This window comes from Streptomyces flavotricini (assembly GCF_020639365.1).
Lineage (GTDB): Bacteria > Actinomycetota > Actinomycetes > Streptomycetales > Streptomycetaceae > Streptomyces > Streptomyces flavotricini.
Genome location: NZ_JAINUL010000001.1, coordinates 4,090,629 through 4,113,707, shown reverse-complemented (window position 1 = coordinate 4,113,707; position 23,079 = coordinate 4,090,629). Strand labels below are relative to the sequence as shown.

Here is a 23,079-nt window from a genome sequence, read left to right as displayed (position 1 = left end):
GCGCGCACCGCGGGTGGGGATCCGGCGGCACGCGTCGGAGAGGGGCGGTGAGGTGAGGACGCGGGGTGGGGCCCGCGACTACTCGACGGCGATGCCGGGCGAGCCCTCGGGGCGCACCGGCTCGTCGGGCAGCCGGTCCAGCGTCATGCCGAAGTGCTTGTGGTAGGCCTCGAACACCTCGGTGTCGTCGGCGAGGTGCTCCACGGTGAACTCGCCGTGGACGCGCTTGGTCAGCGTGTGGCCCTTCAGCGTGATCCGGCCGTCGACCGTCGGCAGCGAGCAGAACACGTCCTGCATGAACGGCGAGTCCGGGCAGGTACGGAACCACCACAGCGAAGGACGGAACTCGCCCAGCTCACGCGCCCGGCCGTCGACCCGGTACATCGGATCGCCGTCCAGGAACAGGTCGAACTCGCCCTGCCGCTCCGGCCCGAACGCGAACGCGCCCTGCGGGTCGTACTGCACCTCCTCGGTGCCCAGCAGCAGCGGCCGGCGCGCGTTGCGCCGGAAGCCCACGTCCACCAGGTACGCCGACCCGTCAACGGTCACGCGCAGCATCAGGTGGCCCAGCGGAGCGCCGAGCCCGCCCGGCCGGTGGACCCGCGCCGAGAGGATCTCCACCTGGAAGCCGAGGGCCTCCAGCAGCAGCCCGAAGGCCGGGTTCACCTCGTAGCAGGCGCCGCCGCGGCCCTGGTGCACGATCTTGTCGACGGCCCGCTCGTCCAGGTGGATCTCCTGGCCGAGGTGGTAGTCGAGGTTCTCGAACGGCACGGTCAGCACGTGCCGCTCGGTCAGCTCGGCCAGCGCCGCCAGGTCCGCCTTCGCGGGGCGCGAGGCGCCGATCCGGGCCAGGTACGCCGTGGCGAGCCCGTTGTCGATCACCGGGCGTCCAGCGTCTTGATCACGGAGGCGACCTCGAGCGTACGGCGCGCCTGGAAGGCCGCGGCCTCAAGGTTCTCCTCCGGGACCTGGCCCGGGTTGCCGCCGACCACGGCGGAGGCACCGTACGGGTTGCCGTTCTTCGGCTTGTACAGGACCGGGTCGGTCGAACCGGTGGAGACGATGAGCGAACCCCAGTGGGTGATCGCGTTGTGCAGGGCGAGGATCGCGGAGACCTGGCCGCCGTGGGCCGCCGAGCCGGACGCGAAGGCGGAGACCGCCTTGTTCAGCAGCTTGCCCTCGATCGACAGCTTCGACGTGGAGTTGATGAAGTGCATCAGCTGCGGGGCGGCGAGACCGAAGTGCACCGGGGTGCCGATCAGGATGCCGTCCGCCCACTCCAGGTCCGCGAGGGTCACCACGGGGATGTCCTTGGTGGCGTTCTGGAAGTCGGATGCGCCGTCGCGGCTCGCGGCCTCGCCGTTCGGGGCGATCTCGGCGACCCGCAGCAGGCGGACCTCCGCGCCCTCCTTCTCGGCCGCGGTGGCGGCGGCCTCGGCGAGCTTGTGGGTGGAGCCGGTGGACGAGTAGTAGATGACAGCGATGTTCGTCATGACGAGATGCACTCCCTTTCGACCGCCCCCGCTCGTTTCCGGTTTTCGACTGCCGGGGCCTTTGAGTTGATCCTGTTCCGTGCCCGGCGCCCCATCGAGGGCGCCGGCTCTAGTCCGTCACGTACGCGGCCCGGCGCCGTCGGCGGCCGGTCACGACCAGCAGCACCACGCAGCCGCCCAGCAGCGCGGACATGAACAGCCCGACGCCCCTGACCTCGCCGAACGCGAGGGGGATCTGTGCGCCCACCCCGCCGCCGATGTTGAGCGTGAAGCCGTACAGGGCCGTGGCCGTGACTCCGTGGGCCACGCCCGCCGTCGTGCCGATCTCCTGCACCACGGCGGGACCGATCGCCGCCAGGCCCAGCATGAACACGAACATCGCCCCGGCCAGCCCGGCGGCCGTACCGCCGAACAGCCCGGCGCCGCAGATCCCCGTCGCCGCCACGGCGAACGCCCCGGCCCCGCGCGTGCGGGCCGGGATCCGGCCCAGCAGCGGGGCCACCAGCACGCCCAGCACCAGCGCCGGAATGGCCGTGGCCCGCAGCGTCAGCATCGCCTGGCCGTCACCGACCAGCGAGGGCGGACCGTAGAGCTGCACACTCGTGTAAACGGCGGTCAGGGTGCTGGAGCAGGTGAGCCCGACGACGTACAGGGGCAGCAGCCGCAGCCACATCCGCCGGGTGGCTCCGCGATCCGCCCGCGAGGCGGGCCTTCCGCCGGCGCCGCCGGCCGTGGACCGTGCCGGATCCTGGGCCGACAGCACCCGGCGCAGGATCTGCGCGCCCACCAGCAGCAGCGGCGCGGTCACCCAGAACGTGCCCCGCCAGCCGACGACGGCGGCCAGCAGCTGAGATTCCACCTGACCCGCGACGATGGTCCCCGCCATGCAGGCGGAGACGATGGTCAGCGCGGTCGGCAGCTTCGAAGCCGGCATGTGCGTGTTCAGGTACGCGTACACCAGCGGTACGTACACGCCGGCGAACACACCCTGTCCCGCCCGCAGCGCCAGCCCCGCGCCGAAGGAGTCCGCCAGCGGCACGCACGCGGTCGCCACCGCCAGCGCGCTCACCCCGGCCACCAGCACCGTCCGGGTGCCGAACCGCCGGGCGAGCGGCCCGCTGAACAGCGAGACGATCGCGTACGTCACCGCGTACGCCGAGGTGGCCCAGGTGGCCGACGCCTGGTCCACCCCCCAGGCCCGCCCTATGTCGGGCAGCAGCGGGATCGCCACGTACAACTGCCCCACCACCAGCATCCCGAGCAGGGAGATGGCCGTGATCACACCCCGGACCGACCCCCCCTCCTCGGGGGCGGCCGGTCCGGTCGCGCCTTCGTGTGACGGGACCCGGTGCGGGGCGGTGGGCCGGGCAGAGGTCGTGTGCGGACTCATCGTTCCTCCTGGGGCTGCGGTGCACCCCGGGAGGGTGGGCCGGGCCGGGCGTGGTGGGTCGGCGCTCAGCCGCCGTACGGCTTCTGGGCCTTCTTGTCCTTCAGCGCGGTGCCCCACCACTCCAGGGAGTCCAGCAGGGTCTTGGCCGCGGCCTCCGCCTCGGTCGGGTCGATGAGGTTGCCCTCCTCGTCGAACTGGCCCCACGGGCCGTGGAAACCGACGGTGTCGCGGACCGTCACCGAGTGGGTCTCCGCGAAGATCTGGCGCAGGTGCTCGACGGCGCGCATGCCGCCCGCGAGGCCGCCGTAGCCGACGAAGCCGACCGGCTTGGCGTGCCACTCGGTGGTGTGCCAGTCGATCAGCGACTTGAGCGAGGCGGGGTAGGAGTGGTTGTACTCCGGGGTGACGACGACGAACGCGTCGGCGGCGGCCAGCCGCGGGGAGACCGCGGAAAGCTGCGCCTGGACCTCCAGGTCCGGCGACTGCGACAGCCGGTTCGGCAGGTCGTGCTCGATCAGGTCGATCACGTCGATGTCCAGGCTCTGCCGCTCACGCGCGACACCGGTGAACCAGTTGGCGATGACCGGGCCGAACCGGCCGTCACGGACACTTGCGACGATGACTGCGACGCGGAGCGGCTCAGACATTGAAAAATACCTCCGGATGAGTGCGAGCTAGCGGTGCCCACTTTTTGCGCCACGAGCCGCGCGGACAATGCCGCATGCGCGAGTACGTCAACTCCCCGGGCCCGCCGTCCACAGGTGTGCGTTGGCCTTCCGGGCCTCCCCGGCCAGCCGCGCCAGCTCCACGACCTCGATCCCGGCCGCGCGCAGCTCGGCCACGCCCGTGCACGCCGCCACGAACAGCGCCGGCTCCCGCCAGGCGATGACCACCCGGCGCACCCCGGCCGCGATCACCAGGCGGGCACACGGATCGGGCCGCGAGCGCCGCTCCGAGCAGGGCTCCAGCGTCGAGTAGAGCGTCGCCCCACGCAGCCGGTCATCACCCGGCGCGAGCTTGGCCAGCGCCGACTCCTCCGCGTGCACGCTCGGGTCGCCCTCGCGGCTGTACCCGTACGCCAGCTCCATCCCGGCGCCGTCCACGAGCACCGCACCCACCGAATACGCGCCCGGGCTGGGCGGGCACAGCCGCGACAGGGCGATCGCCCGGCGCATCCACTCCTCGTCCGACAGGTACAGCGGGGTCACAGGGCACGCTCCTTCGGCGCGTAGCGCAGCACGACGGCATCGCCCGCCACCCGCGCGTCCAGCAGTCTCATCCGGGCGGCCGGCCCGCCCGGGAACTCGGCCCCGCCCACCAGCCGCGGCGCGCCCTCCTGGCCCACCAGCAGCGGGGCCACGGCCACCTGCAGCTCGTCGGCCAGGTCCAGGGCCAGCAGCTGCGTGTGCACGGACGTGCCGCCCTCCACCATCAGGCGCCCGACACCGCGCCGCCCGAGCACGTCGAGCACCCGCGCCCAGTCCAGCTCCGGACCGGTGCTCACCACCTCGGCGAGACCGCCGAGCGCCGCGCGCAGCGGCCCGGCGCTCGCGTCCACGGTGAACACCAGCTTCTCGCCACCGCAGTGCCAAAAGCGCAGTTCGGGATCGATCCAGGGCGAGGCGGTGACGGTGACCTTGAGCGGATCCGCCGGCTCGCCGCGGTCGACCCGGGCGGCCCGCCGCCGCGGATCGCCCACCAGCAGTCGCGGATTGTCCTTCCGTACGGTGCTCGCGCCCACCAGCAGCGCGTCACAGGACGCCCGTACGGCATCCACCCGGTCGAAGTCCTCCGGGGACGACAGCAGCAGCCGGTCGGGGCTCGCGTCGTCGAGCCTCCCGTCCACGCTCATCGCGGCGGACAACAGGACGTACGGCCTGCGCGCACTGCCCATGCGGACGTCACCCTCCCTGCACCCTGCTCGTCGGTCGGGGCGTCACCGTAGGCGGCGCCCCCCGGCCAACTTGCCGGCCGCGAACCGAGTACGTCAGCTCGGACCGCGCCCACGGCCGGGTAGTGACGGATTCCGGATAGCCGTGGCGGGAACCCTGCGTTCCTGACCGAGGCTGCACGCACTCGACCGAAAGCTTTGTCCTGCACGCCAGGACAGAACGGAGTGTGGTTCACGTGCTCAGCAGACGCTCGCTCATACGCGCCGGTGCCAGCGTCGGGGCGGCCGCCGCACTGACCGCCGGAACCGGTGGCCTGATGCTGGCGCAGGCTGCCGGCGCCACCCCGTGGAAGACCCTGCAGAGCCGGCTGTCAGGCCGGCTCGTCCTGCCCAGTGACGCCACGTACGAGACGGCCAAGCAGCTGCAGCTGGCCCAGTTCGACGTGATCCACCCGCAGGCCATCGCCTACTGCACCAGCGAGGCCGACGTGTCCGCGTGCATCCGATTCGCCCAGGACTGGGGCCTCGCCCCCGCGGTGCGCAGCGGCGGCCACAGCCAGGCCGGCTACTCGACCACGCCGGGCCTGGTCATCGACGTCTCGAAGCTCAACCACGTCCGCCCCGGCGACACCGTCCACCTGGGCCCGGGCAGCCAGGGCGTCGACGTCCTCAACTCCCTCGCCCCGTACGGCATCCAGGTGGCGGCCGGCACGTGTCCCACCGTCGCGGTCGGCGGCTGGCTCCAGGGCGGCGGCCTCGGCTACGCCACCCGCAAGTTCGGCATGGGCGCCGACCGGCTGGTGTCGGCCCGCGTCGTCCTGGCCAACGGGCGCACCGTACGGGCCTCGGAGACCGAGAACCCGGACCTGTACTGGGGCCTGCGCGGCGGTGGCGGCGGCAACTTCGGCGTCGTGACCGACTTCGAGGTGCAGCCGGTCCAGATCCCCTCGCTCACCACGTACAACCTCAACTTCGCCTGGTCGGACGCCGTCCAGGTGATCCTGGCCTGGCAGGACTGGATCGCGACCGCGCCCCGGGAGCTCTCCGCGGAGCTGCTGTTCCTGCTCTCCACGGACGCCCCGCAGGGCACCGAGCCGTACGTCGTCCTCACCGGCGGCTACGCCGGCCCGCAGGCCGACTGCGACCGGGCCCTCGACGGTCTCGTCGCGGCGGTCGGCCGGCCCACGACCTCGCGCACGGTCAGTGAACTGCCCTACCGCGAAGCCATGATGAACGTCTTCGGCTGCGGTACGAAGACCGTCGACCAGTGCCACCGGATCGGCTACTCGCCCGAGGCCCAGCTGACGCGCGACAACTACTCCCTCGGCCGCAACAACTTCTTCGCCCGCGGCTGGACCCGCGCCAACGCGGAGGCGGCGCTGGCGGCCTTCACGGCCGACTTCCGCCCGGGCCAGTTCCGCTTCCTGGGCCTCTTCGCCTACGCGGGCAAGGTCAACGACGTCGCCCCGACGGCCACGGCCTTCGTGCACCGCGACTCGCTCTTCAACGCGGGGTACTCGGTGGGCCTGACCAACCCGAACCTCACGCAGGAGGACAAGGACCGGGGCCAGGCCTGGGTGGACAACGGGTTCAACACCGTGGAGCCGTACGCGGCCTCGCTGCACCAGTCGTACCAGAACTACATGGACCCGGCCCTGACCAACTGGCGCGACGCCTACTACGGCCGGAACTACTCCCGCCTCCGTTCGGTCAAGCGCGCCTACGACCCGAACCGCTTCTTCCGCTTCGCGCAGGGCATCGACTGAGGGAGGCGCGGGCCGGGGCGTCGCCCCGCACCCGGGCGGCCGGGTCAGCGCAACGGCCAGACGTGCGCCGACCCGGCGGGCAGCCCGGCCCGCCAGACCCGTGACCAGACCCGCCACCATCTCGGCTTCCTGTTCCTACCCATGCCGGGCAGGGTAGGCAGGGGCCGGGCTGCGGTTCACGGAGCGGGAGAGGAATCTGTCACTCCACGCGGTCGGACCGTTGCTGCCGCTGCCGGTACCGGTGGAGCTGCCAGGCGGCGTACGCCACGAACGGCACCGTGACACCGGGCACGACCCACCAGGGGAGCCCGATCAGGAGGGCGGGGACCGCAACGGCGAGGCAGGTGAGCGCCGAGCCGATGAGCAGGGGCATCCCGAGCGAGCGCCAGGTCCAGGGCTGACGCCCGCCGAGCCCGGCGAGCAGCGCGGTCGCGAAGGCGAGCCCGAGGGCCGCGACCAGGCCGGCGAAGGTGCCGAGCCCGGCGATCATTTGGGCGTCGTCGCGGGGCTCGTCGGCGGAGCTCTGCCGGACGTCGCCCTTGCTGACGGTCATGACCCGGCCGCGCCACACGGTGGCGGTCACCTGATCACGGGGTTCCAGCTGAGCGAGCAGCGGCCCGGGGTCCCCGAAGAGCACGACGATCTTCCGGCTGTCCTGGCCGGAGAGCGTGGCCTCGAACTTGCCGCCCTTGCCCTTCTTGACCACCGTGTGGTCGACGGCGAGGGGCAGGGTACGGATGCAGTCGCCGGTGCTGTCGGCACAGGGCGGGGCGGCGGCGTAGTCCTCGTACCGCCGGATGTCGTCGGGCAGCGGCCCGGAGAAGAGGGACCAGCTGATCAACGCCGGTATCACCGACAGGACGGCCAACGAGGCACCCGTCCACCGCCCCGGCCCGCTTCGGTATTCGCTCACCACAAGCCTCCCCCGTACTCACGTTCGCTCCCCGCTGCCTCCACAGCCTCCACTGCCGCGGACGGGCGGGCAAATGCCTTGATCGGCGCGCCTCGGGGGTGGGCGGGGCAGAGTGCCGTCGTCCGGGGTCGGGAGTGGTCCGGGGGTTTCCCGGCAGTCCACTGTCCTTCCGTGTCGGGCCGGGCCGTCAAGGGCGCTCCCTTCGGTCGCGTCGCTCCGCGATGTCGCTGCGCTCCACCCTTGACTGCCCGGCCCGCCCCGGAATGCCACAAGACTGCCGGGAAGCCCCCGAAGGAACGGTCAGGGGGACAGTCAGGCCCAGGGGTGCGTCAGGGATGCGGCCCTTGCCACCCGGTTCAGCCACATCCCGCCTCACCAGGACCACCGGCCCCGGCAAGGACGGGGCGCGCCCCAGATCGCTACGCGCTCCTCACACCTCAGCGTCCGACGGCCGTCTGGGGCAGGACATAAGCCGCCCATGACCGGCACCAACCCCTCCGATGGGGCGCCTGCGGCCCGCTTGTCCCTTTTGGTGACCGATCGGAACCCATGAACCGCCCTGTCGGAGTGGGAGGTTGAGAAATCCGGCATCAGACTCCCTCTCGCCCTCATCTCGCCCCTTTTTCGTCGTCAGACGGTCTGCAGGCGCCCGGAAAGCCGCCCGTGAACGTCTTTTGGCGTCCTCCGGCGGCGTGCAGCCGCCGAAAAGACCTTTCACACCTGGTGTGTGGGCGGCTTATGTCCGGCCCCAGACGGTCGCCGGACGCTGAGACGTGAGGAGCGCGTAGCGATCTGGGGCGCCCCTGCCATGGCCGGGGATGGTGGTCCCGGGACGGGAACAGGGCCGGCCGAGACCGCCGGTCGGCATCGCTGAGGGCCCGTCCCTGCCCGGTAACCTCCCGGCCATTCCTTCGGGGGCTTCCCGGCAGTCTTATGGCATTCCGGGGCGGGGCGGTCAGTCAAGGGGGGCCGAAGGCCATCGCGAAGCGACGCGACCGAAGGGAGCGCCCTTGACGGACCGACCCGACACGGAAGGACAGTGGACTGACGGGACGCCCCCGGACACCATCCCGACCCCGCCCGACCGGAACCCCGCCCCCGCCCCCGCAGCCTCCGCTCGCGTTCCTGCCACCCCGGGCGCACCCTGGAGGCAGGGTGACCCCCTGGAGGTGATGAACCATGCCCACACTAGTCGGGTGGCACGTGGAGCTCGAATTCACCGAGGAAGGCCACCGCACCAGCGCGGCGGCCATGGTCAGGCTCGGTGACGGCTCCGAGATGAGGGCGCACGGCTACGCCATGCGCCACCCCTCCGACCCGGAGCAGCTGCGGGTCGGGGAAGAGATCGCAGGCGCTCGCGCGCTGATGGATCTCGCGTCCCAGATGTTGCAGAAGGCCCACTCGGAGATCGACGAAGAGACGGGCCGACACTCTTACCCGCTCAGCCACTGACCCACTGAGCGAGGTGGGACCACGCGCTGGGAGAGAGTAGGGAGCGAGGGGCCGTGAGGGACTTTCGAGTCCCTCACGTGCACCCGGTCGGTGCAGGTGGCGACCTCGACGCACTGCCCGCCTCCGTCACCGCTGTAGCTCGACTCGGACCACGTGAGCGCGGTGTTCATCGTTCTCCTGAGAGCCGATCCAACAGGCCCTTGTTCTCAACGAAGTTGAGGGCCTGGGATCGCAGCCCCGCACACTTCCGAGTGAGGATGCCGAGCTCGTCCCGGTCCCGTCCGAGAAGGCTGCCGCGCTGGGTCTCGGCGTGGGAAGAGTGCTGGTGCTCGGGTGTTTCCAGGAGCGCGAACGGCCCGTTGAGACCGGCCTGACCGGGGATGCCCAGCGGCAGGACCTGGAGCGAGGTGCCCGGCCACCTGCCCCGCCTTCTCCGTCCGGAGCGCCTCGTGCGCCTAGAGGTCCACGACAGCGGCGGCGGCGCGCCCATCCCCCAACCGCAGGACCGGGACGGCGGCGGCCGGGGCCTTCAGATCGTCGACACGCCCGCCGATCTCTGGGGCGCGAGCGACCGCCGCCCTGGCAAGGTGGTGTGGTGCGAGTTCCGAACACACCTTGCTGATATGGACAGTTGGGGGAGACGTGCTCACGTACCAGGAAGTGATGACCACGAACTTCGGCCTCCTCGCGACCGCGGCGACCGCGTGGGACGCGATGGCCGGTGAGCTGAAGAAGGTCGAGGACCGGTACGCCGCGAGCGTCCAGAAGGTCGCCATGGGTCCGTCCGTCGGCCAGAACTGGCTCGGTCTCAGCGCCGGGGTCGCGCAGGACCGCTTCGCCACCACCCGCCGCGAGTACACCGCCGCCCAGACCGAGGCGAAGGCGGTCGCCGCGCTCCTGCGCGACGCCCACGCGGGCTTCGTGGACCTGAAGAAGAAGGTCGACTCGGCCCGCAAGGACGCCGTCGACGCCGGCATGGCGGTGTCCACGGCGGGCAGGGCCAGCTTCGACTTCACCCGGGTCGAGGACCCCGCCCAGGCCCGCATCCTGCGCCGCGACCCCGGGATGCGGGAAGCGGAGGACTCGTGGACCGCGCACATCGCGGAGGCGGTGCGCGCGGTGGACGAGTTCGACAAGGCCATCCGGCAGGCGCTGCAGGCCGTGGTGGTCGACTCCAACCCCTTCGACGGGACGATGGGCGGCTTCAACGCCACCGCCAAGCCGGTGATCCCGCCGACCGGGTCGGCGCGTAGCGAGCAGAAGTTCACCGAGGCCGAGAAGTGGATCTTCGACGAGATGAAGCGGAACGTGGACTCCGACACCGTCCACCAGCTGCAGGCCCTGCTGCGCGAGCCGCAGTGGTACGACTTCGGGCGCAACTACGGCAGCGACATCAACGCGGCGCTCGTGATGTGGGGCCTGAAGGTGGCCCCCGGTCAGGACTGGGACCACAAGCCCCAGCTTCAGCAGCACTTCGACCTCCAGACGAAGAACGACTACTTCTTCAAGCAGCCGGGCCAGAACCGGGAGGTGTTCTACGACATCTACTCCAACATCCACTACGGGTACATCGGCCGAGCCGCAGGATTCGACCCGGACACCCTGATCAAGGGCGCCTCGCTGGGGGAGACCCTGCTGACGGGTGACGACGACCAGGGCGACCAGATCACCATGAGGATCGGAATGGACCTGTACGACAAGTACGGCAAGGACATGACGGAAGACCAGCTCAAGCAGGGGATCGAGGACGCCATGGACCGGATGGAGCAGGCGAAGCGGGAGGGCAAGGACGTCCCGCAGATCAGGAGCACCTCGTGACGCGCGGACAGCTGGGCTGTGTGATCGCCCCGCTCGCCGGGCTGGGCACGGGCGTGCTCGGCGCGGTGCTGCTCAATACCGCCTGGCGGGCCTGCGACGTCGGTGTGAACGGGGCCGCCAACGGCCTCGCCCTGCTCTTCTACGGGGCGCTGCTCGCCCTCCTCGCGACGGCCTGGTGGGGCGTGCTCGTCGCGTACGTCGGCCGCTGGAACCTGGCCGCCGCCCTCCTCGGCGGCCTGGCCGGCGCCGCGGTCATGGTCTGGGTCTTCGTGGCCCTTCTCCAGGTCCCCGACGGGTACCGCTGCTAGATTCGGCGGTTCGGATCAAGGGTTCTAGGGGGGCCGATGTCGCGTCCGTTGCGGTGGGTTGTCGTTGTCCTGGGGTCGGCGGCGGTGTTCTTCGTCTGCTTCAAGGCGGCCCAGGCGGATCCGTTCGGGTGGCTGCCCGGAAAGGACTCCGACGCCGTCGCCGTGGCCGCCGGGTTCGCCGGGGCCATGACCGCGGCCGCCGGGCTGGCCGGAGCCTGGTGGGCCGGTACGGCGTCCACCGCCCCCGCCCCGCCCCCGACCCCGGAACGCCCCGTACGGCAGAAGGCCGAGGCCTCGGGCACCTCGCGGATCAGCCAGTCGGCCGGGGCGAGCCCCGCCGGGCCGGTCGACCAGGAGGCCACGGCCCGGGACGACAGCCGCATCCGGCAGACCGGCGCCGACCGGACCGCCGACCGGACCGGCGAAGAGCCGGGCACACCCGCGTGAGCGGCGGGCGGGCGGAGCAGTGGGCGCGCGCCGAGGGGAACGCGACGATCATGCAGGTGGCGGGGGACCACGTCACCAACGTCGGCTACGGGCCCGGCGCCGGCCCCGCGCCCCAGGCGCCGGCCGGCCTGCCCGAGGCGCCCGCTGTGCTGGTCGGGCGGGACGGCCCCGTCGAGGAGCTGCTCGGGGTACTGGGCGAGGGTGACGGCGGTGGCTCCCGCGTCGCCGTCGTCGCCGGGCTGGCCGGGGTCGGCAAGAGCGCGCTCGCGGTGGCCACGGCCCACCGGGCCCTGGAGCTCGGCGGGTTCGGGGACCGGGTGTTCTTCCTCGCGCTGCGCGGCTACGCCCCGAACGGCGCGGTGGACGGCCCCGGGGCCGTCCACGAGATGCTCCGCCACCTCGGCATCCGGGACGCCGACGTACCGGGCTCCCCGGACGCCCGGCTGCACCTGTACCGGGCCGAGCTGGCCGCGCGGGCCCGGGCCGGGGAGCGGGTGCTGATCGTCGCGGACGACGCCGGGTCGGTGGCCCAGGTGCGGGACCTCGTACCGGCCCAGGACGCGCACCGGCTGCTCGTCACCTCGCGGCACCGGCTCGTGGCACCCGGATTCCCGGGGCGGATCGTCGTGCTCGACGAGCTGACGGCCGACGCGGCCGCCGAGCTGCTCACCGCGGCGCTGCTGCGGACCTGGCCGCAGGACCCGCGCCCGCTCGGGGACCCCGGGGCGCTCGCGGAGATCGCGGAGCACTGCGGCCGTCTGCCGCTGGCCCTCACGGTGGCGGGGGCGCTCCTCGCGGGCGATCCGGGCCTGCCCGCGGGCGAGTTGGCGCGGCAGCTGTCCGGGGCGCGCACCCGCCTGGCGACCCTGCACATCGACGAGGACGGGGACGGGGAAGTCCCCGTGGGCGTACGGGCCGCCTTCGACCTCTCGTACGCGCGGCTCCCCGCCGACCAGGCCAGGCTGCTGCGCCTGCTGACCCTGGTCCCCGGGCCGGACTGCGCGACCGCGTACGCCCACCTGCTGACCCGCGGTTGCCTGCCGCACCCCGCCGACCCGCCGGAGGCGCTCGCCGCCGTACGGGCCTCGCTGGCCGCGCTCGTACGGGCCAGCATGCTGACCGAACAGCCGGTGGGCTCGGGGCGCTGGCGGATGCACGACCTGGTCCGGCTGTACGCGCGGGAGCGCGGCGAGGAGCACGCCGAGCAGGACCGGCGCCAGGACGTGACCGACACCTTCCTGGCGAGCCTGGTCTTCGACGCCGAGGTGGCCTGCCGGACGCTGGGGGTGGACGGACGGCCCGCGAGCGGCCCGGGGCTGCCCTCGATGGCCCTGGCGCTGCGATGGCTGGACGGGGAACGCACGATGCTGGTCGACGCGGTGGGCTTCGCGGCCGAAGCCGGCAGGCCGGACATCACTTTCGAACTGGCCGGCCTGCTGGGCCCGTACCTCGATCTCTACGGTCATGCGTCGGACGCCCTCGTGGTCGCACGCCGGATGGTGGCGGTCTGCCGGGAGTCCGGCGACCGCACCGACACGGCCGCCGCGCTCTACAACCTCGCCATCGCTCTCCTGGACGCCCGCCGGATGGCGGAGGCGACCGCGCTGCTGGACGAGTCCCTCGTCCTGTTCCGCGAGGTTCCCGAGCGGTCCGGGGAGGCCAGGTCTCTCAACTTGCTGGGCTCCATCCACACGCGGGAACACCGGTGGGAGGAGGCGCGCGAGGCCCACGAACGGGCCCTGGAGATCTTCCGTGCGGAGGGGGTCCGGCACGCGGAGGGGACGGTGCTGGTGAACCTCGCGCACGTCCTGGAGCAGTCGGGACGGGTGGACGAGGCCGTCGATGCGAGCGCGGAGGCTCACCGCCTCCTGAAGGAGACCGGGGACGACCACAGGGCCGCGACCGCACAGGGAGTCCTCGGGGACATGCTCTGGCGGGCCGGGCGCCGGGAGGAGTCCTCGGCCGCGCGGGAGCAGGCCCTGGCCACCCTGCGGAGCCTGGGCCACCGGGCCGCGGTGGCCTGGCTGCTCAACGCGATCGCAGGCTCGCTGACGGACGACGCGGCCGGAGACACGGCGGCCGGAGACACGGCGGCCGGAGACACGGCGGCCGGAGACACGGCGGCCGGGGACACCGCCGGGGACGCGGGCGGGAACACCGAACGGTTCCGTGAGGCGCAGGCCCGGTACGAGGAGGCCCTCGCGCTGTTCGCCGAGGTGGGCGACCGGCACGGCGAGGGCGCGGTACGGGCCAACCTGGGCCGGCTGCTCCGGCTGGCGGGGCGGCCGCAGGAGGCCCTGGAGTCGCAGCGGCAGGGCTGCGCCCTCCTCGCCGCCACGGGGGACCGCCGCGGTGAGGCCGTGGTGCTGGCGGACATGGCGCTGACGCTGTGCCTGCTGGACCGCCCGGCCGAAGCCGCCGACGGACTCGAGCGGGCGGCCGCCCTGCACGGCGCCGTGGGCGACGCCGAGCAGGAGGCGGCGACCCGCCGGATGGCCGCGCACCTGCGCGCGGCCCCCGAGACGGCGCCGACACCCGAGGAGCCCCCGCGCCGCTGGTGGGGCCGGTTCAGGAACTGATCACGCGGTCGAGGCGGGCGCCCCGCGAACGGGGTCAGAGGCGCTCGGGGGTGCGGATGCCCAGGAGGGACATGCCCTTCGAGAGCGTCCGGGCGGTCAGGTCGCACAGGAACAGGCGGTTCTCGCCGACGACGAGCTCCGGCTCCGGCTTCACGACCGGGCACTCGGTGTAGAACGTCGTGAACAGCGAGGACAGCTGGTACAGGTACGCGGCCACCTTGTGCGGGGCGTGCTCCGCGGCCGCCTCGGTGACCACCTCGCCGAACTGGTCCAGGTGCAGGCCCAGCGCGCGCTCGGCCGGGGCCAGCTCCAGCTCCGGGTGGGCGACCGGGGAACGGTCGCCCGCGTTGCGCAGGATGGACCGGATCCGGGCGTACGCGTACTGGAGGTACACGGACGTGTCACCGGTCAGCGAGACCATCTGGTCCAGGTCGAACTTGTAGTCGCGCGCGGCGGAGGTGGAGAGGTCCGCGTACTTGACCGCGCCGATGCCGACCTGGAGGCCGTTCTCGACGATCTCCTGCTCGCTGAGGAACCCGCGGTCCTTGTCCTTCTCCCGGACCACGGAGGTCGCCCGCTCCACCGCCTCGTCGAGGAGGTCCACCAGCCGGACCGTCTCGCCCTCACGGGTCTTGAACGGCTTGCCGTCCTTGCCGAGGACCGTGCCGAAGGCCAGCTGCACGGCCTTGACCCCGTCGTTCAGCCAGCCCGCGCGGCGCGCCGTCTCGAAGACCATCTTGAAGTGGAGCGACTGGCGGGCGTCGACCACGTAGATCAGGGTGTCCGCCTTCAGGTTCCCCACGCGGTCGCGGATCGCCGACAGATCGGTCGCGGCGTAGCCGAAGCCGCCGTCCGACTTCTGGACGATCAGCGGGGTCGGGTTGCCGTCGGGGCCCTTGTACTCGTCGAAGAACACGCACAGCGCGCCGTTGGAGCGGACGGCGACGCCCGAATCCTCCAGCAGCTTGCACGTCTCGACGAGCATGTGGTTGTAGCCGGACTCGCCGACGACGTCCGCGTCCTGGATGTCCATGTCCAGCTTGTCGAAGACCGAGTAGAAGTAGATCTTCGACTCGTCGACGAACCGCTGCCACAGGGCGAGGGTCTGCTCGTCGCCGGCCTGCAGGTCGACGACGCGCGCCCGCGCCCGCGTCTTGAACTCCTCGTCGGAGTCGAAGAGCGCGCGCGAGGCCTTGTAGAGGCGGTTGAGGTTGGACATGGCCTCCTCGCCGGAGACCTCCGCGTCCGACTTGTGGTCCAGCTCGTGCGGGTGCTCCAGCAGGTACTGGATGAGCATGCCGAACTGGGTGCCCCAGTCGCCGATGTGGTGGCGCCGGACCACCTTCTCGCCCGTGAACTCCAGGATCTCCACCATCGCCGCGCCGATGACCGCGGACCGCAGGTGCCCGACGTGCATCTCCTTCGCGACGTTCGGCTGCGCGTAGTCGATGACCGTCGTGCCCGCGTCCGCGGCGTACGGGACACCGAGGCGGTCGTCGCCGGCGCGGGCGGCGAGGGTCTCGATGATCGCCCGGTCGGAGACGGTGATGTTGAGGAAGCCGGGGCCCGAGACCTCGATGTCCTTGATCAGGTCACCGGTCGGGATGGAGCCGACCACGGTCGTCGCCAGCTCGCGCGGGTTGGCCTTGGCCTTCTTCGCGAGAGCCAGGATGCCGTTGGCCTGGAAGTCGGCCCGGTCGCTTCGTCGCAGCAGCGGGTCGGCGCCACCGGCCTCCGGCAGAGCCGAGGCGAGGGCGTCGGAGACGCGCTGATTGACCGAAGAAGCGAGGGAAGGGACCGAGGCCATGAGCTGCCGTTCCTGTGAGGTCGTGCCTGAAGCTGCACTTGGTTGTTCCGACAAGCCCCGAGTATCCCACGTGGGGCCGTCCCGTTTCCCGAGATAAAGGGGGCCCGCGGGCAACCCCGGAGTGGCCCGCTCCGTCTGGGAGAATGGCGAGAAGCCAGCATTCGAGATAGAAGGACGTGTCGTGGCTCAGAGCGCCCAGAGCAGCACCGAGACCGACTGGGTCTCCCGTTTCGCGGACGAGGTCATCGCCGAGGCGGAGCGCCGAGCCCCGGGCAAAGCCGTAGTCGTCGCGTCCGGACTCTCCCCCTCCGGCCCGATCCACCTGGGCAACCTGCGCGAGGTCATGACCCCGCACCTGGTCGCCGACGAGATCCGCCGCCGCGGCTTCGAGGTCCGGCACGTGATCTCCTGGGACGACTACGACCGGTACCGGAAGGTGCCCAAGGGCATCCCCGGCGTCACCGAGGAGTCCCACGCCCAGCACATCGGCCGCCCGCTGACCGCGGTGCCCGCCCCCGAAGGCTCCGCCCACCCGAACTGGGCCGAGCACTTCAAGGCCGCCATGGTCGAGGCACTCGCCGAGCTGGGTGTCGAGTACGACCCGATCAGCCAGACCGAGCAGTACCTGGCGGGCACCTACCGCGAGCAGATCCTGCACGCGATGAAGCACCGCGGCGACATCGACGCCGTCCTCGACCAGTACCGCACCAAGCAGAAGCCGGGCGGCAAGAAGCCCCAGCAGAAGCAGGTCGACGAGGCCGAGCTGGAGGCCGCCGAGGGCTCCGGCGCGGCGAACGAGGACGACGGCAGCGCCGAGGGCTCGGAGTACTTCCCGTACAAGCCGTACTGCGGCCAGTGCAACAAGGACTTCACCAAGGTCACCTCGTACGACGACGAGACGACCGAGCTCACCTACGTCTGCACCGAGGACGACTTCACCGAGACCGTCAAGCTGTCGGAGTTCAACCGCGGCAAGCTGGTCTGGAAGGTCGACTGGCCGATGCGCTGGGCCTTCGAGGGCGTGATCTTCGAGCCCTCGGGCGTCGACCACTCCTCGCCCGGCTCGTCCTTCCAGGTCGGCGGGCAGATCGTGCACCTCTTCGGTGCCGAGCAGCCGATCGGACCGATGTACGCGTTCGTCGGCATCAGCGGCATGGCCAAGATGTCCTCGTCGAAGGGCGGGGTCCCGACCCCGGCCGACGCGCTGAAGATCATGGAGCCGCAGCTGCTGCGCTGGCTGTACGCGCGCCGCAAGCCGAACCAGTCCTTCAAGATCGCCTTCGACCAGGAGATCCAGCGGCTCTACGACGAGTGGGACAAGCTGGAGTCCAAGGTCGCCGACGGTTCGGTGCTGCCGGCCGACGCCGCCGCGCACACCCGCGCCGTACGCGTCGCCTCGCACGAGCTGCCGCGCACCCCGCGGCCGCTGCCGTACCGGACGCTGGCGTCGGTCGTGGACATCACCGCCGGGCACGACGAGCAGACCCTGCGCATCCTGGCCGACCTGGACCCGTCGCAGCCGCTCACCTCCCTCGACGAGGTACGGCCGCGCCTGGACCGTGCCGAGAACTGGATCACCACCCAGGTCCCGGCCGACCAGCGGACGCTGGTGCGGGAGTCCGCCGACACCGAGCTGCTGTCGTCCCTGGACGACGAGGGCCGCGAGTCGCTGCGGCTGCTCCTGGAGGGCCTCGACTCCCACTGGTCGCTGGACGGGCTCACCACCCTCGTCTACGGCGTGCCGAAGGTGATGGCAGGGCTGGAGCCGGACGCGAAGCCCACGCCGGAGCTGAAGGTCGCGCAGCGCACCTTCTTCGCCCTGCTGTACCGCCTGCTCGTGACCCGGGAGACCGGCCCGCGCCTGCCCACCCTGCTCCTCGCCGTGGGCGCGGACCGGGTCCGCAAGCTGCTCGCCGCCTGACGCAGACGTCGAAGGGCCCGCATCCCCGAGGGGGATGCGGGCCCTTCCGCTTGCCGGTCGTCACCCGTCGCCCGCCGCTCGCGGCAAGGGGCTCAGGCGATGTGCTCGTTCTCCAGCTCGCGCTGGTAGCGCAGCTTCAGGCCCGGCATGAGCTTGCGGATCATCGAGGAGCTGCGCGGGTGGTCGAGACCGTGGCGGTCCGAGAGGTGTATGTCCACCTGCTCCGGGGTCGGGTAGTCGGAGTGCTCGTCGAGGTAGGCGCGGAACACCTCGTACGCGGCCTCGTTGAACTTCACCTGGTCGAAGTCGGCGTCGACATCGACATCGGCGTCGGTGTCGGTGTCTTCGCCATCGACGTCAACGGCGACGGCCGGTACGGGGAGCTGCTCCTGCTGCGCGACGACCTCGTCCGGGCCTGCCGGGGGCATGACCGGAGTCGGCTCCAGGCCCTCGACGTACTGCGGGTTGTACCCGCCCTCGTACGCGGCCTGCGGAGCCAGCGGGGCCGCGAACCAGGCGCTGTCGTGGGCGGCGGGCATCGCCGTGGGGTCCACCGCGAACGCGGGCGGGGTCTGGCCCTGCGGGGCCGCTGTCCTGCCCGCCCCCGGAACCTGGGCCGCTGCCGCCGCCTGCGGCGCACCCGGCCCCGGCTGCCCGGGAACGCCCGCGGCCATGGCGGCCAGGCCGCCCGGGCCGGCTTGGCCGCCGGCCGCTCCGGCCGGCCCCGGCTGCGCCGGGACCCCCATGACCGCACCGCCCGGGCCCGCCTGGCCCGGAACACCCGCGGCCACGCCGCCCGGGCCCGCCTGGCCCGCCGCCCCGCCCGGCCGGCCGGCGGCCTGCGCCGCCCGGCCCGTCTCCAGGGCCGGAGCCGGTGATGCCGGCGTCGGGGCGGCCGTCGCGATGGCCGCCGCCGCGGGCGGCAGCAGCAGCGGGTCTATGCCCGCCGCCGCCAGGCCCTCGGGGGCCGTCTGCGAGAGGGGGACGCCGATGCGGGCCAGACGGAGCGGCATCAGCGCCTCCACCGGGGCCTTGCGGCGCCACGCGCGGCCGTACCGGGCCTGGAGCCGTGCCTGGTAGATCAGCCGGTCCTGCTCCATGCCGACGGCCTGTTCGTACGACCGCAGCTCCCACAGCTTCATCCGGCGCCACAGCTTGAACGTCGGCAGCGGCGACAGCAGCCACCGCGTGATGCGGACACCCTCCATGTGCCGGTCCGCGGTGATGTCCGCGATCCGGCCCACCGCGTGCCGGGCCGCCTCCACCGTGACCACGAACAGGATCGGGATCACGGCGTGCATGCCCACGCCCAGCGGGTCCGGCCAGGCCGCCGCGCCGTTGAACGCGATCGTCGCCGCGGTCAGCAGCCACGCCGTCTGGCGCAGCAGCGGGAACGGGATCCGGATCCACGTCAGCAGCAGGTCCAGCGCGAGCAGCACGCAGATGCCCATGTCTATGCCGATCGGGAACACCAGCGAGAAGTTCCCGAACCCCTTCTGCAGGGCGAGCGCGCGGACCGCGGCGTACGAACCGGCGAAACCGATCCCCGCGATGACCACGGCTCCTGCGACCACGACGCCGATGAGTATCCGGTGCGTACGAGTCAGCTGCATCGCGGCCACCCGCGATCCCCTCCCCTTGTCGAGCTACGGCAGGCACAGCGTACGGGTGCCCGCACGGGTGACTGAATGTCAGCCTCCCGTTGGGCGCCCGCCACGCCGTCCGCCGTGCCGCCCGGACCCGCCGCGCCTACTGCGCGGAGGGAGAAGCCTGCTGCTCAGGCTGCTGCTGGGCCGGCTGCTGCTGCTGGTTGGCGGTGGCGACCGAAGCCACCGCCTCCTTCGCCGCGGCGATCGCGTTCTCGAGCAGCTTGGCCTGATCCGGAGCGCCGGCACCCTCGTACGCCGCACCGTTGTAGTCGAGCGTGATCACGACGTTCTGCGTGCGCGCCACGATCGTCGTGTTGAAGAAGTCCACGTCCTTCTTCACGCCGTACACGATCGACGAAGCCTGGTCGCCGACCCCGCCCGCCTGCTCGACCTTGACGTTCTGCGCGCCCTCGGTCGCCTTGGCCGTCTCGACCTGCTTGTTGAACTGGTCCTCGGCGCGCTTGTTCGCGCCGCCGAGCGAGGAGTGCGACTCGTAGCGGACCAGGGAGATCGACAGCCAGCGGTACTGCGAGCCCTTCAGGCCGTCCTCGTCCAGGCCGTTCCAGGAGCAGCTGGCGCGGGAAGCCAGGTCGTTCGACTTGGTCGCGGTGCCGTTCTTGTCCTTCGCCTCCGGGACGAGGGTGTCGATCGTCTTCGTCTGGAGCGACTTGCACGGGTCGGGCAGCGTCGCGAACGCCGCCTTCTCCAGCGCGGCCGAAGCCTTGCCGCTCGGCTTGGCGGACGAGGACGCGCCGGGCTTCTTGTCACCGCCCGAAGCGGAGTCCTTGCCCGAGTCGGACGAACAGCCGGCGACGGTGAGGATCACCGGGACGGCTGCGCAGGCGAGAACGCGAGTGAGGCGCGAGGCAGATCGGTGCATGGTTCCTTCAGTCAGTACGTGGTGGGCGCGTTCTGTGGACGCGGTGCGGGCTCGGTTCGGACTCGGTTCGGACTCGGCGGGCGGGCGCGGGACCCGAACAAAGGTAGCCCGACCCGGCGCGCGCCTGCTGTGCCCGCCGTCACGCAGAGCCCCGCACGCACCCGCTCACTCGTTGAAACGCTCGACGAGCGCCTGCGCCAACTGCCGTGCCTTGTCCTGGGTTTCAGGGCTCGAAGGCACCGTACCGGGCAGTGCGGGCTGCACGCTGTACTCGACCGTGACGATGACGTTCGAGGTGCGGAACACAATCCGCACGGTCCGCGACTGCGCCGCGCTCGCGCCCGCCGCGCTCAGCTTGTCCTCGATGTACGCCTCGGTCCCGAGCCCTTCGAGCACCCGGGAGCCGAGCTCGGGCGGCGGCGCGGAAGCGGAAGCGGAAGGGCTGCCGGCCCCCGGGGACGGCGGCTGCCCGCCGGCCGGCGGGGGAGCGCCGGGGCTCGTGGCCGCACCGGCGGCCGTACTCGCAGTGGGGCTCGCGGTGGGTCCGGGGAACGGCAGGTGCGCCTCCGTCAGCCGGCGCACGTACACCTGCCGTGCCTTGTCGTCGTCGCTCATGAGCGTCCGGTCGTACGAGACCACGCGCTCGAAGCCGACCGACAGCAGCCGGGTCTCCTCGGGCGACTGCGCCGTCCAGCGGCAGCCGACGTGCCGGTCGCCGTCGTAGGAGGTGTCCGCGACGCCCGCGTACAGCTGGGCGCGCTGCTGCTCGGTGAGACTGTCCCCGGCCGGGAGCATCGCCTTGAGGCGCTTGCCGTCGGCGGCCTTGCAGGGCGCGGGCAGGCTGCGGTACTTGCCGGCCGGCGCGGGCGCGGGGCTGCTGTCGCCCGCCTTGGAGTCGGTGTCGGACCCGACGCCGACGTCGCTGGTGCACCCGGTCAGGCCGGCCGCGCCGGCCATGAGCGCGGCGAGCATCGCGATGCCCGGCAGGACTCGTCGTCGTTGCCGTACCGCCTTGCGCTGCACGTCCACTGGCTCCCTTCGACCGGCCGGGGCCGCCCGCCGGTCAGGAATATTGCGTTGCCGCGCTTTGGACGCGGATGAACACAATGTCTATCGCACGCGCTGGTGCCGGCGCCGGTCCCCTGTCTGGTTTGGGGCTAAAAGCGAGGCTTTTGCGTATGACGAATTTTCTGTGTTTCTCGGGGGATTGAAGCTTTATGCCGTATGTAGAGGTGCCGGGAGAGAAGGTCCCGATCCGGATGTGGGCCGACCCGGCGTCGGTCGAGGCGAGCGCGATGCGGCAGCTGCACAACGTCGCCGGCCTTCCGTGGATCAAGGGCCTGGCGGTCATGCCGGACGTCCACTACGGCAAGGGCGCCACGGTCGGCTCGGTGATCGCGATGAAGGACGCGGTGTGCCCGGCGGCGGTAGGGGTGGACATCGGCTGCGGCATGTCGGCGGTCAAGACGTCCTTGACGGCGAACGACCTCCCGGGCGACCTGTCCCCCCTCCGCTCGAAGATCGAGCGCGCCATCCCGGTCGGCGCGGGCATGCACCGCGACCCGGTGGACCCGGACCGCTTGTACGGCTTCCCGGTGGAGGGGTACGCGGGACTGTGGGAGCGGTTCGACCACCTGGCGGACGAGGTCAAATTCCGTCGCGAACGAGCCGCGAAGCAGATCGGAACGCTCGGAACCGGCAACCACTTCATCGAAGTTTGTCTTGATGTGTCGGGTTCGGTCTGGCTGATGCTGCACTCCGGCTCCCGCAACATCGGTAACGAGCTGGCGGACCACCACATCAACGTGGCCCGAAGCCTTGACCACAACCAGGGCCTGGTCGACCGGGACCTGGCGGTGTTCCTCGCCGCCACCCCGGAGATGGAGGCCTACCGCAACGACCTCTTCTGGGCCCAGGAGTACGCCAAGTACAACCGGGCCGTGATGATGAGCCTGTTCAAGGAGGTCCTCCGCCGCGAGTTCCGCAAGGCGAAGGTCTCCTTCGACCGGGAAATCAGCTGCCACCACAACTACGTGGCGCAGGAGCGGTACGACGGCATGGACCTGCTGGTCACCCGCAAGGGCGCGATCCGCGCCGGCAGCGGCGACTACGGGATCATTCCCGGCTCCATGGGGACGGGCTCGTACATCGTGAAGGGCCTCGGCAACGAGAAGTCGTTCCACTCGGCCTCGCACGGAGCGGGCCGGAAGATGAGCCGGACGGCCGCGAAGAAGCGGTTCTCGGCGCGCGACCTGGCGGATCAGACCAAGGGCGTCGAGTGCCGCAAGGACTCGGGCGTGGTCGACGAGATCCCGGGCGCGTACAAGTCGATCGAGCAGGTCATCGACCAGCAGACGGACCTCGTCCAGGTGGTGGCCAAGCTCAAGCAGGTCATCTGCATCAAGGGCTGAGCCCTCGGTGCGGTTGTCGGGGGAGTGGAAGGGCCCGGACCGGTTCCGGTCCGGGCCCTTCCACGTGGTCCTCGCGATCTCCCCGCCGGGAGGCTTGCCTACGAGGAGCGGCCGCTGGAGCGGATCCGGATCGGCTCGGCCCGCTTCACCGGCCGGACCTTCGCCGACGGCGCGATCCACGTGCTGCGCAGTCAGGACCACTGTGCCGGGCACGTGATCGTGCACCTGAGCGACCCCGGCGTCCTCCACCTGTCCGACGAGGGCAACGGGGCCTGCGGCGCGTACGACTTCACCACCTGGGCCGATGCGCGCCGCCGCCCCCGCAGCTCAAGGCCGCGGGGCTGGTGCCGTAGG

21 protein-coding genes are annotated in these 23,079 nt (G+C 71.8%); 8 read left to right on the top strand and 13 right to left on the bottom strand.

Annotated elements, in window-relative coordinates; genetic code table 11:
* Positions 1 to 78: 78 nt before the first annotated feature.
* The 6 genes from K7B10_RS18560 to K7B10_RS41280 form a co-directional block, all read right to left on the bottom strand.
* The gene (locus tag K7B10_RS18560; protein ID WP_308284603.1) at positions 79 to 882 is read right to left on the bottom strand and encodes an arylamine N-acetyltransferase family protein; all 804 of its coding nucleotides are present in this window, start codon (positions 880 to 882) and stop codon (positions 79 to 81) included.
* Positions 879 to 1,493 (bottom strand): NAD(P)H-dependent oxidoreductase, encoded by a 615-nt coding sequence (locus tag K7B10_RS18555; RefSeq protein ID WP_229337245.1) that lies wholly within the window; start codon positions 1,491 to 1,493, stop codon positions 879 to 881. Before K7B10_RS18555 ends, K7B10_RS18560 begins: the two co-directional genes overlap by 4 nt.
* 109 nt (positions 1,494 to 1,602) lie before the next feature.
* A complete protein-coding gene (locus tag K7B10_RS18550) occupies positions 1,603 to 2,883 on the bottom strand; it encodes an MFS transporter (protein ID WP_229337243.1) in 1,281 nt (426 codons plus the stop codon).
* Between the two features lie 65 nt (positions 2,884 to 2,948).
* Complete coding sequence (locus K7B10_RS18545) at positions 2,949 to 3,530, bottom strand: NADPH-dependent FMN reductase (RefSeq protein WP_229337241.1); 582 nt, start codon at positions 3,528 to 3,530, stop codon at positions 2,949 to 2,951.
* 87 nt (positions 3,531 to 3,617) lie between these two features.
* Complete coding sequence (locus K7B10_RS41285) at positions 3,618 to 4,091, bottom strand: deaminase (RefSeq protein ID WP_308284602.1); 474 nt, start codon at positions 4,089 to 4,091, stop codon at positions 3,618 to 3,620.
* Positions 4,088 to 4,777 carry a RibD family protein gene (locus K7B10_RS41280; protein WP_308284601.1) on the bottom strand — a complete coding sequence of 230 codons (690 nt, stop codon included), beginning with the start codon at positions 4,775 to 4,777 and terminating at the stop codon, positions 4,088 to 4,090. The genes K7B10_RS41285 and K7B10_RS41280 overlap by 4 nt, the downstream gene beginning before the upstream one ends.
* 233 nt (positions 4,778 to 5,010) lie before the next feature.
* Here K7B10_RS41280 and K7B10_RS18535 point away from each other — a divergent pair, with 233 nt between their 5' ends.
* Entirely contained in the window at positions 5,011 to 6,540 is a 1,530-nt protein-coding gene (locus K7B10_RS18535) for an FAD-binding oxidoreductase (RefSeq protein ID WP_229337239.1), read from the top strand.
* Between the two features lie 199 nt (positions 6,541 to 6,739).
* Here K7B10_RS18535 and K7B10_RS18530 read toward each other — a convergent pair whose 3' ends face one another.
* Complete coding sequence (locus tag K7B10_RS18530) at positions 6,740 to 7,453, bottom strand: hypothetical protein (protein ID WP_229337237.1); 714 nt, start codon at positions 7,451 to 7,453, stop codon at positions 6,740 to 6,742.
* Between the two features lie 1,179 nt (positions 7,454 to 8,632).
* Here K7B10_RS18530 and K7B10_RS18525 point away from each other — a divergent pair.
* Positions 8,633 to 8,905 (top strand): DUF1876 domain-containing protein, encoded by a 273-nt coding sequence (locus K7B10_RS18525; RefSeq protein ID WP_229337235.1) that lies wholly within the window; start codon positions 8,633 to 8,635, stop codon positions 8,903 to 8,905.
* Here K7B10_RS18525 and K7B10_RS18520 read toward each other — a convergent pair.
* Both K7B10_RS18520 and K7B10_RS18515 read right to left on the bottom strand, forming a co-directional pair.
* Positions 8,887 to 9,075, bottom strand: coding sequence for a DUF397 domain-containing protein (locus K7B10_RS18520; protein WP_308284600.1), 189 nt, complete (start codon positions 9,073 to 9,075; stop codon positions 8,887 to 8,889). The two genes, K7B10_RS18525 and K7B10_RS18520, sit on opposite strands and share 19 nt — an antisense overlap.
* The gene (locus K7B10_RS18515) at positions 9,072 to 9,395 is read right to left on the bottom strand and encodes a Scr1 family TA system antitoxin-like transcriptional regulator (protein ID WP_229337233.1); all 324 of its coding nucleotides are present in this window, start codon (positions 9,393 to 9,395) and stop codon (positions 9,072 to 9,074) included. Before K7B10_RS18515 ends, K7B10_RS18520 begins: the two co-directional genes overlap by 4 nt.
* A gap of 173 nt (positions 9,396 to 9,568) precedes the next feature.
* Between K7B10_RS18515 and K7B10_RS18510 the strand changes: the two genes are divergently transcribed.
* The 4 genes from K7B10_RS18510 to K7B10_RS18495 are packed head-to-tail and all read left to right on the top strand — an operon-like array spanning position 9,569 to position 14,057.
* Positions 9,569 to 10,723: a polymorphic toxin type 44 domain-containing protein gene (locus K7B10_RS18510; protein WP_229337231.1), complete on the top strand. Its 1,155-nt coding sequence runs from the start codon at positions 9,569 to 9,571 to the stop codon at positions 10,721 to 10,723.
* Positions 10,720 to 11,031, top strand: a complete 312-nt coding sequence (locus tag K7B10_RS18505) for a hypothetical protein (RefSeq protein ID WP_229337229.1) — start codon at positions 10,720 to 10,722, stop codon at positions 11,029 to 11,031. The genes K7B10_RS18510 and K7B10_RS18505 overlap by 4 nt, the downstream gene beginning before the upstream one ends.
* A 36-nt stretch (positions 11,032 to 11,067) precedes the next feature.
* On the top strand, positions 11,068 to 11,478 hold the full coding sequence (locus K7B10_RS18500) for a hypothetical protein (protein ID WP_229337227.1): 411 nt from the start codon (positions 11,068 to 11,070) through the stop codon (positions 11,476 to 11,478).
* Positions 11,475 to 14,057, top strand: coding sequence for an ATP-binding protein (locus K7B10_RS18495; RefSeq protein WP_229337225.1), 2,583 nt, complete (start codon positions 11,475 to 11,477; stop codon positions 14,055 to 14,057). Before K7B10_RS18500 ends, K7B10_RS18495 begins: the two co-directional genes overlap by 4 nt.
* A gap of 34 nt (positions 14,058 to 14,091) precedes the next feature.
* Here K7B10_RS18495 and argS read toward each other — a convergent pair whose 3' ends face one another.
* On the bottom strand, positions 14,092 to 15,864 hold the full coding sequence (argS, locus tag K7B10_RS18490; protein WP_229337223.1) for an arginine--tRNA ligase: 1,773 nt from the start codon (positions 15,862 to 15,864) through the stop codon (positions 14,092 to 14,094).
* Between the two features lie 181 nt (positions 15,865 to 16,045).
* Between argS and lysS the strand changes: the two genes are divergently transcribed.
* Positions 16,046 to 17,785 (top strand): lysine--tRNA ligase, encoded by a 1,740-nt coding sequence (gene lysS / locus K7B10_RS18485; protein WP_229337221.1) that lies wholly within the window; start codon positions 16,046 to 16,048, stop codon positions 17,783 to 17,785.
* Positions 17,786 to 17,877: 92 nt separating this feature from the next.
* On the opposite strand, the gene K7B10_RS18480 is transcribed toward lysS, so the two are convergent.
* The 3 genes from K7B10_RS18480 to K7B10_RS18470 all read right to left on the bottom strand — a co-directional run bounded on the left by K7B10_RS18480 (position 17,878) and on the right by K7B10_RS18470 (position 21,337).
* On the bottom strand, positions 17,878 to 19,407 hold the full coding sequence (locus K7B10_RS18480) for a DUF2637 domain-containing protein (RefSeq protein WP_229337219.1): 1,530 nt from the start codon (positions 19,405 to 19,407) through the stop codon (positions 17,878 to 17,880).
* Positions 19,408 to 19,534: 127 nt separating this feature from the next.
* Positions 19,535 to 20,314, bottom strand: a complete 780-nt coding sequence (locus tag K7B10_RS18475) for a DUF3558 family protein (protein ID WP_229337217.1) — start codon at positions 20,312 to 20,314, stop codon at positions 19,535 to 19,537.
* 165 nt (positions 20,315 to 20,479) lie between these two features.
* On the bottom strand, positions 20,480 to 21,337 hold the full coding sequence (locus K7B10_RS18470) for a DUF3558 domain-containing protein (protein ID WP_229337215.1): 858 nt from the start codon (positions 21,335 to 21,337) through the stop codon (positions 20,480 to 20,482).
* A 194-nt stretch (positions 21,338 to 21,531) separates the two neighbouring features.
* Here K7B10_RS18470 and K7B10_RS18465 point away from each other — a divergent pair, with 194 nt between their 5' ends.
* On the top strand, positions 21,532 to 22,725 hold the full coding sequence (locus tag K7B10_RS18465) for an RtcB family protein (RefSeq protein ID WP_229337213.1): 1,194 nt from the start codon (positions 21,532 to 21,534) through the stop codon (positions 22,723 to 22,725).
* The last annotated feature ends 354 nt before the right edge of the window (positions 22,726 to 23,079 follow it).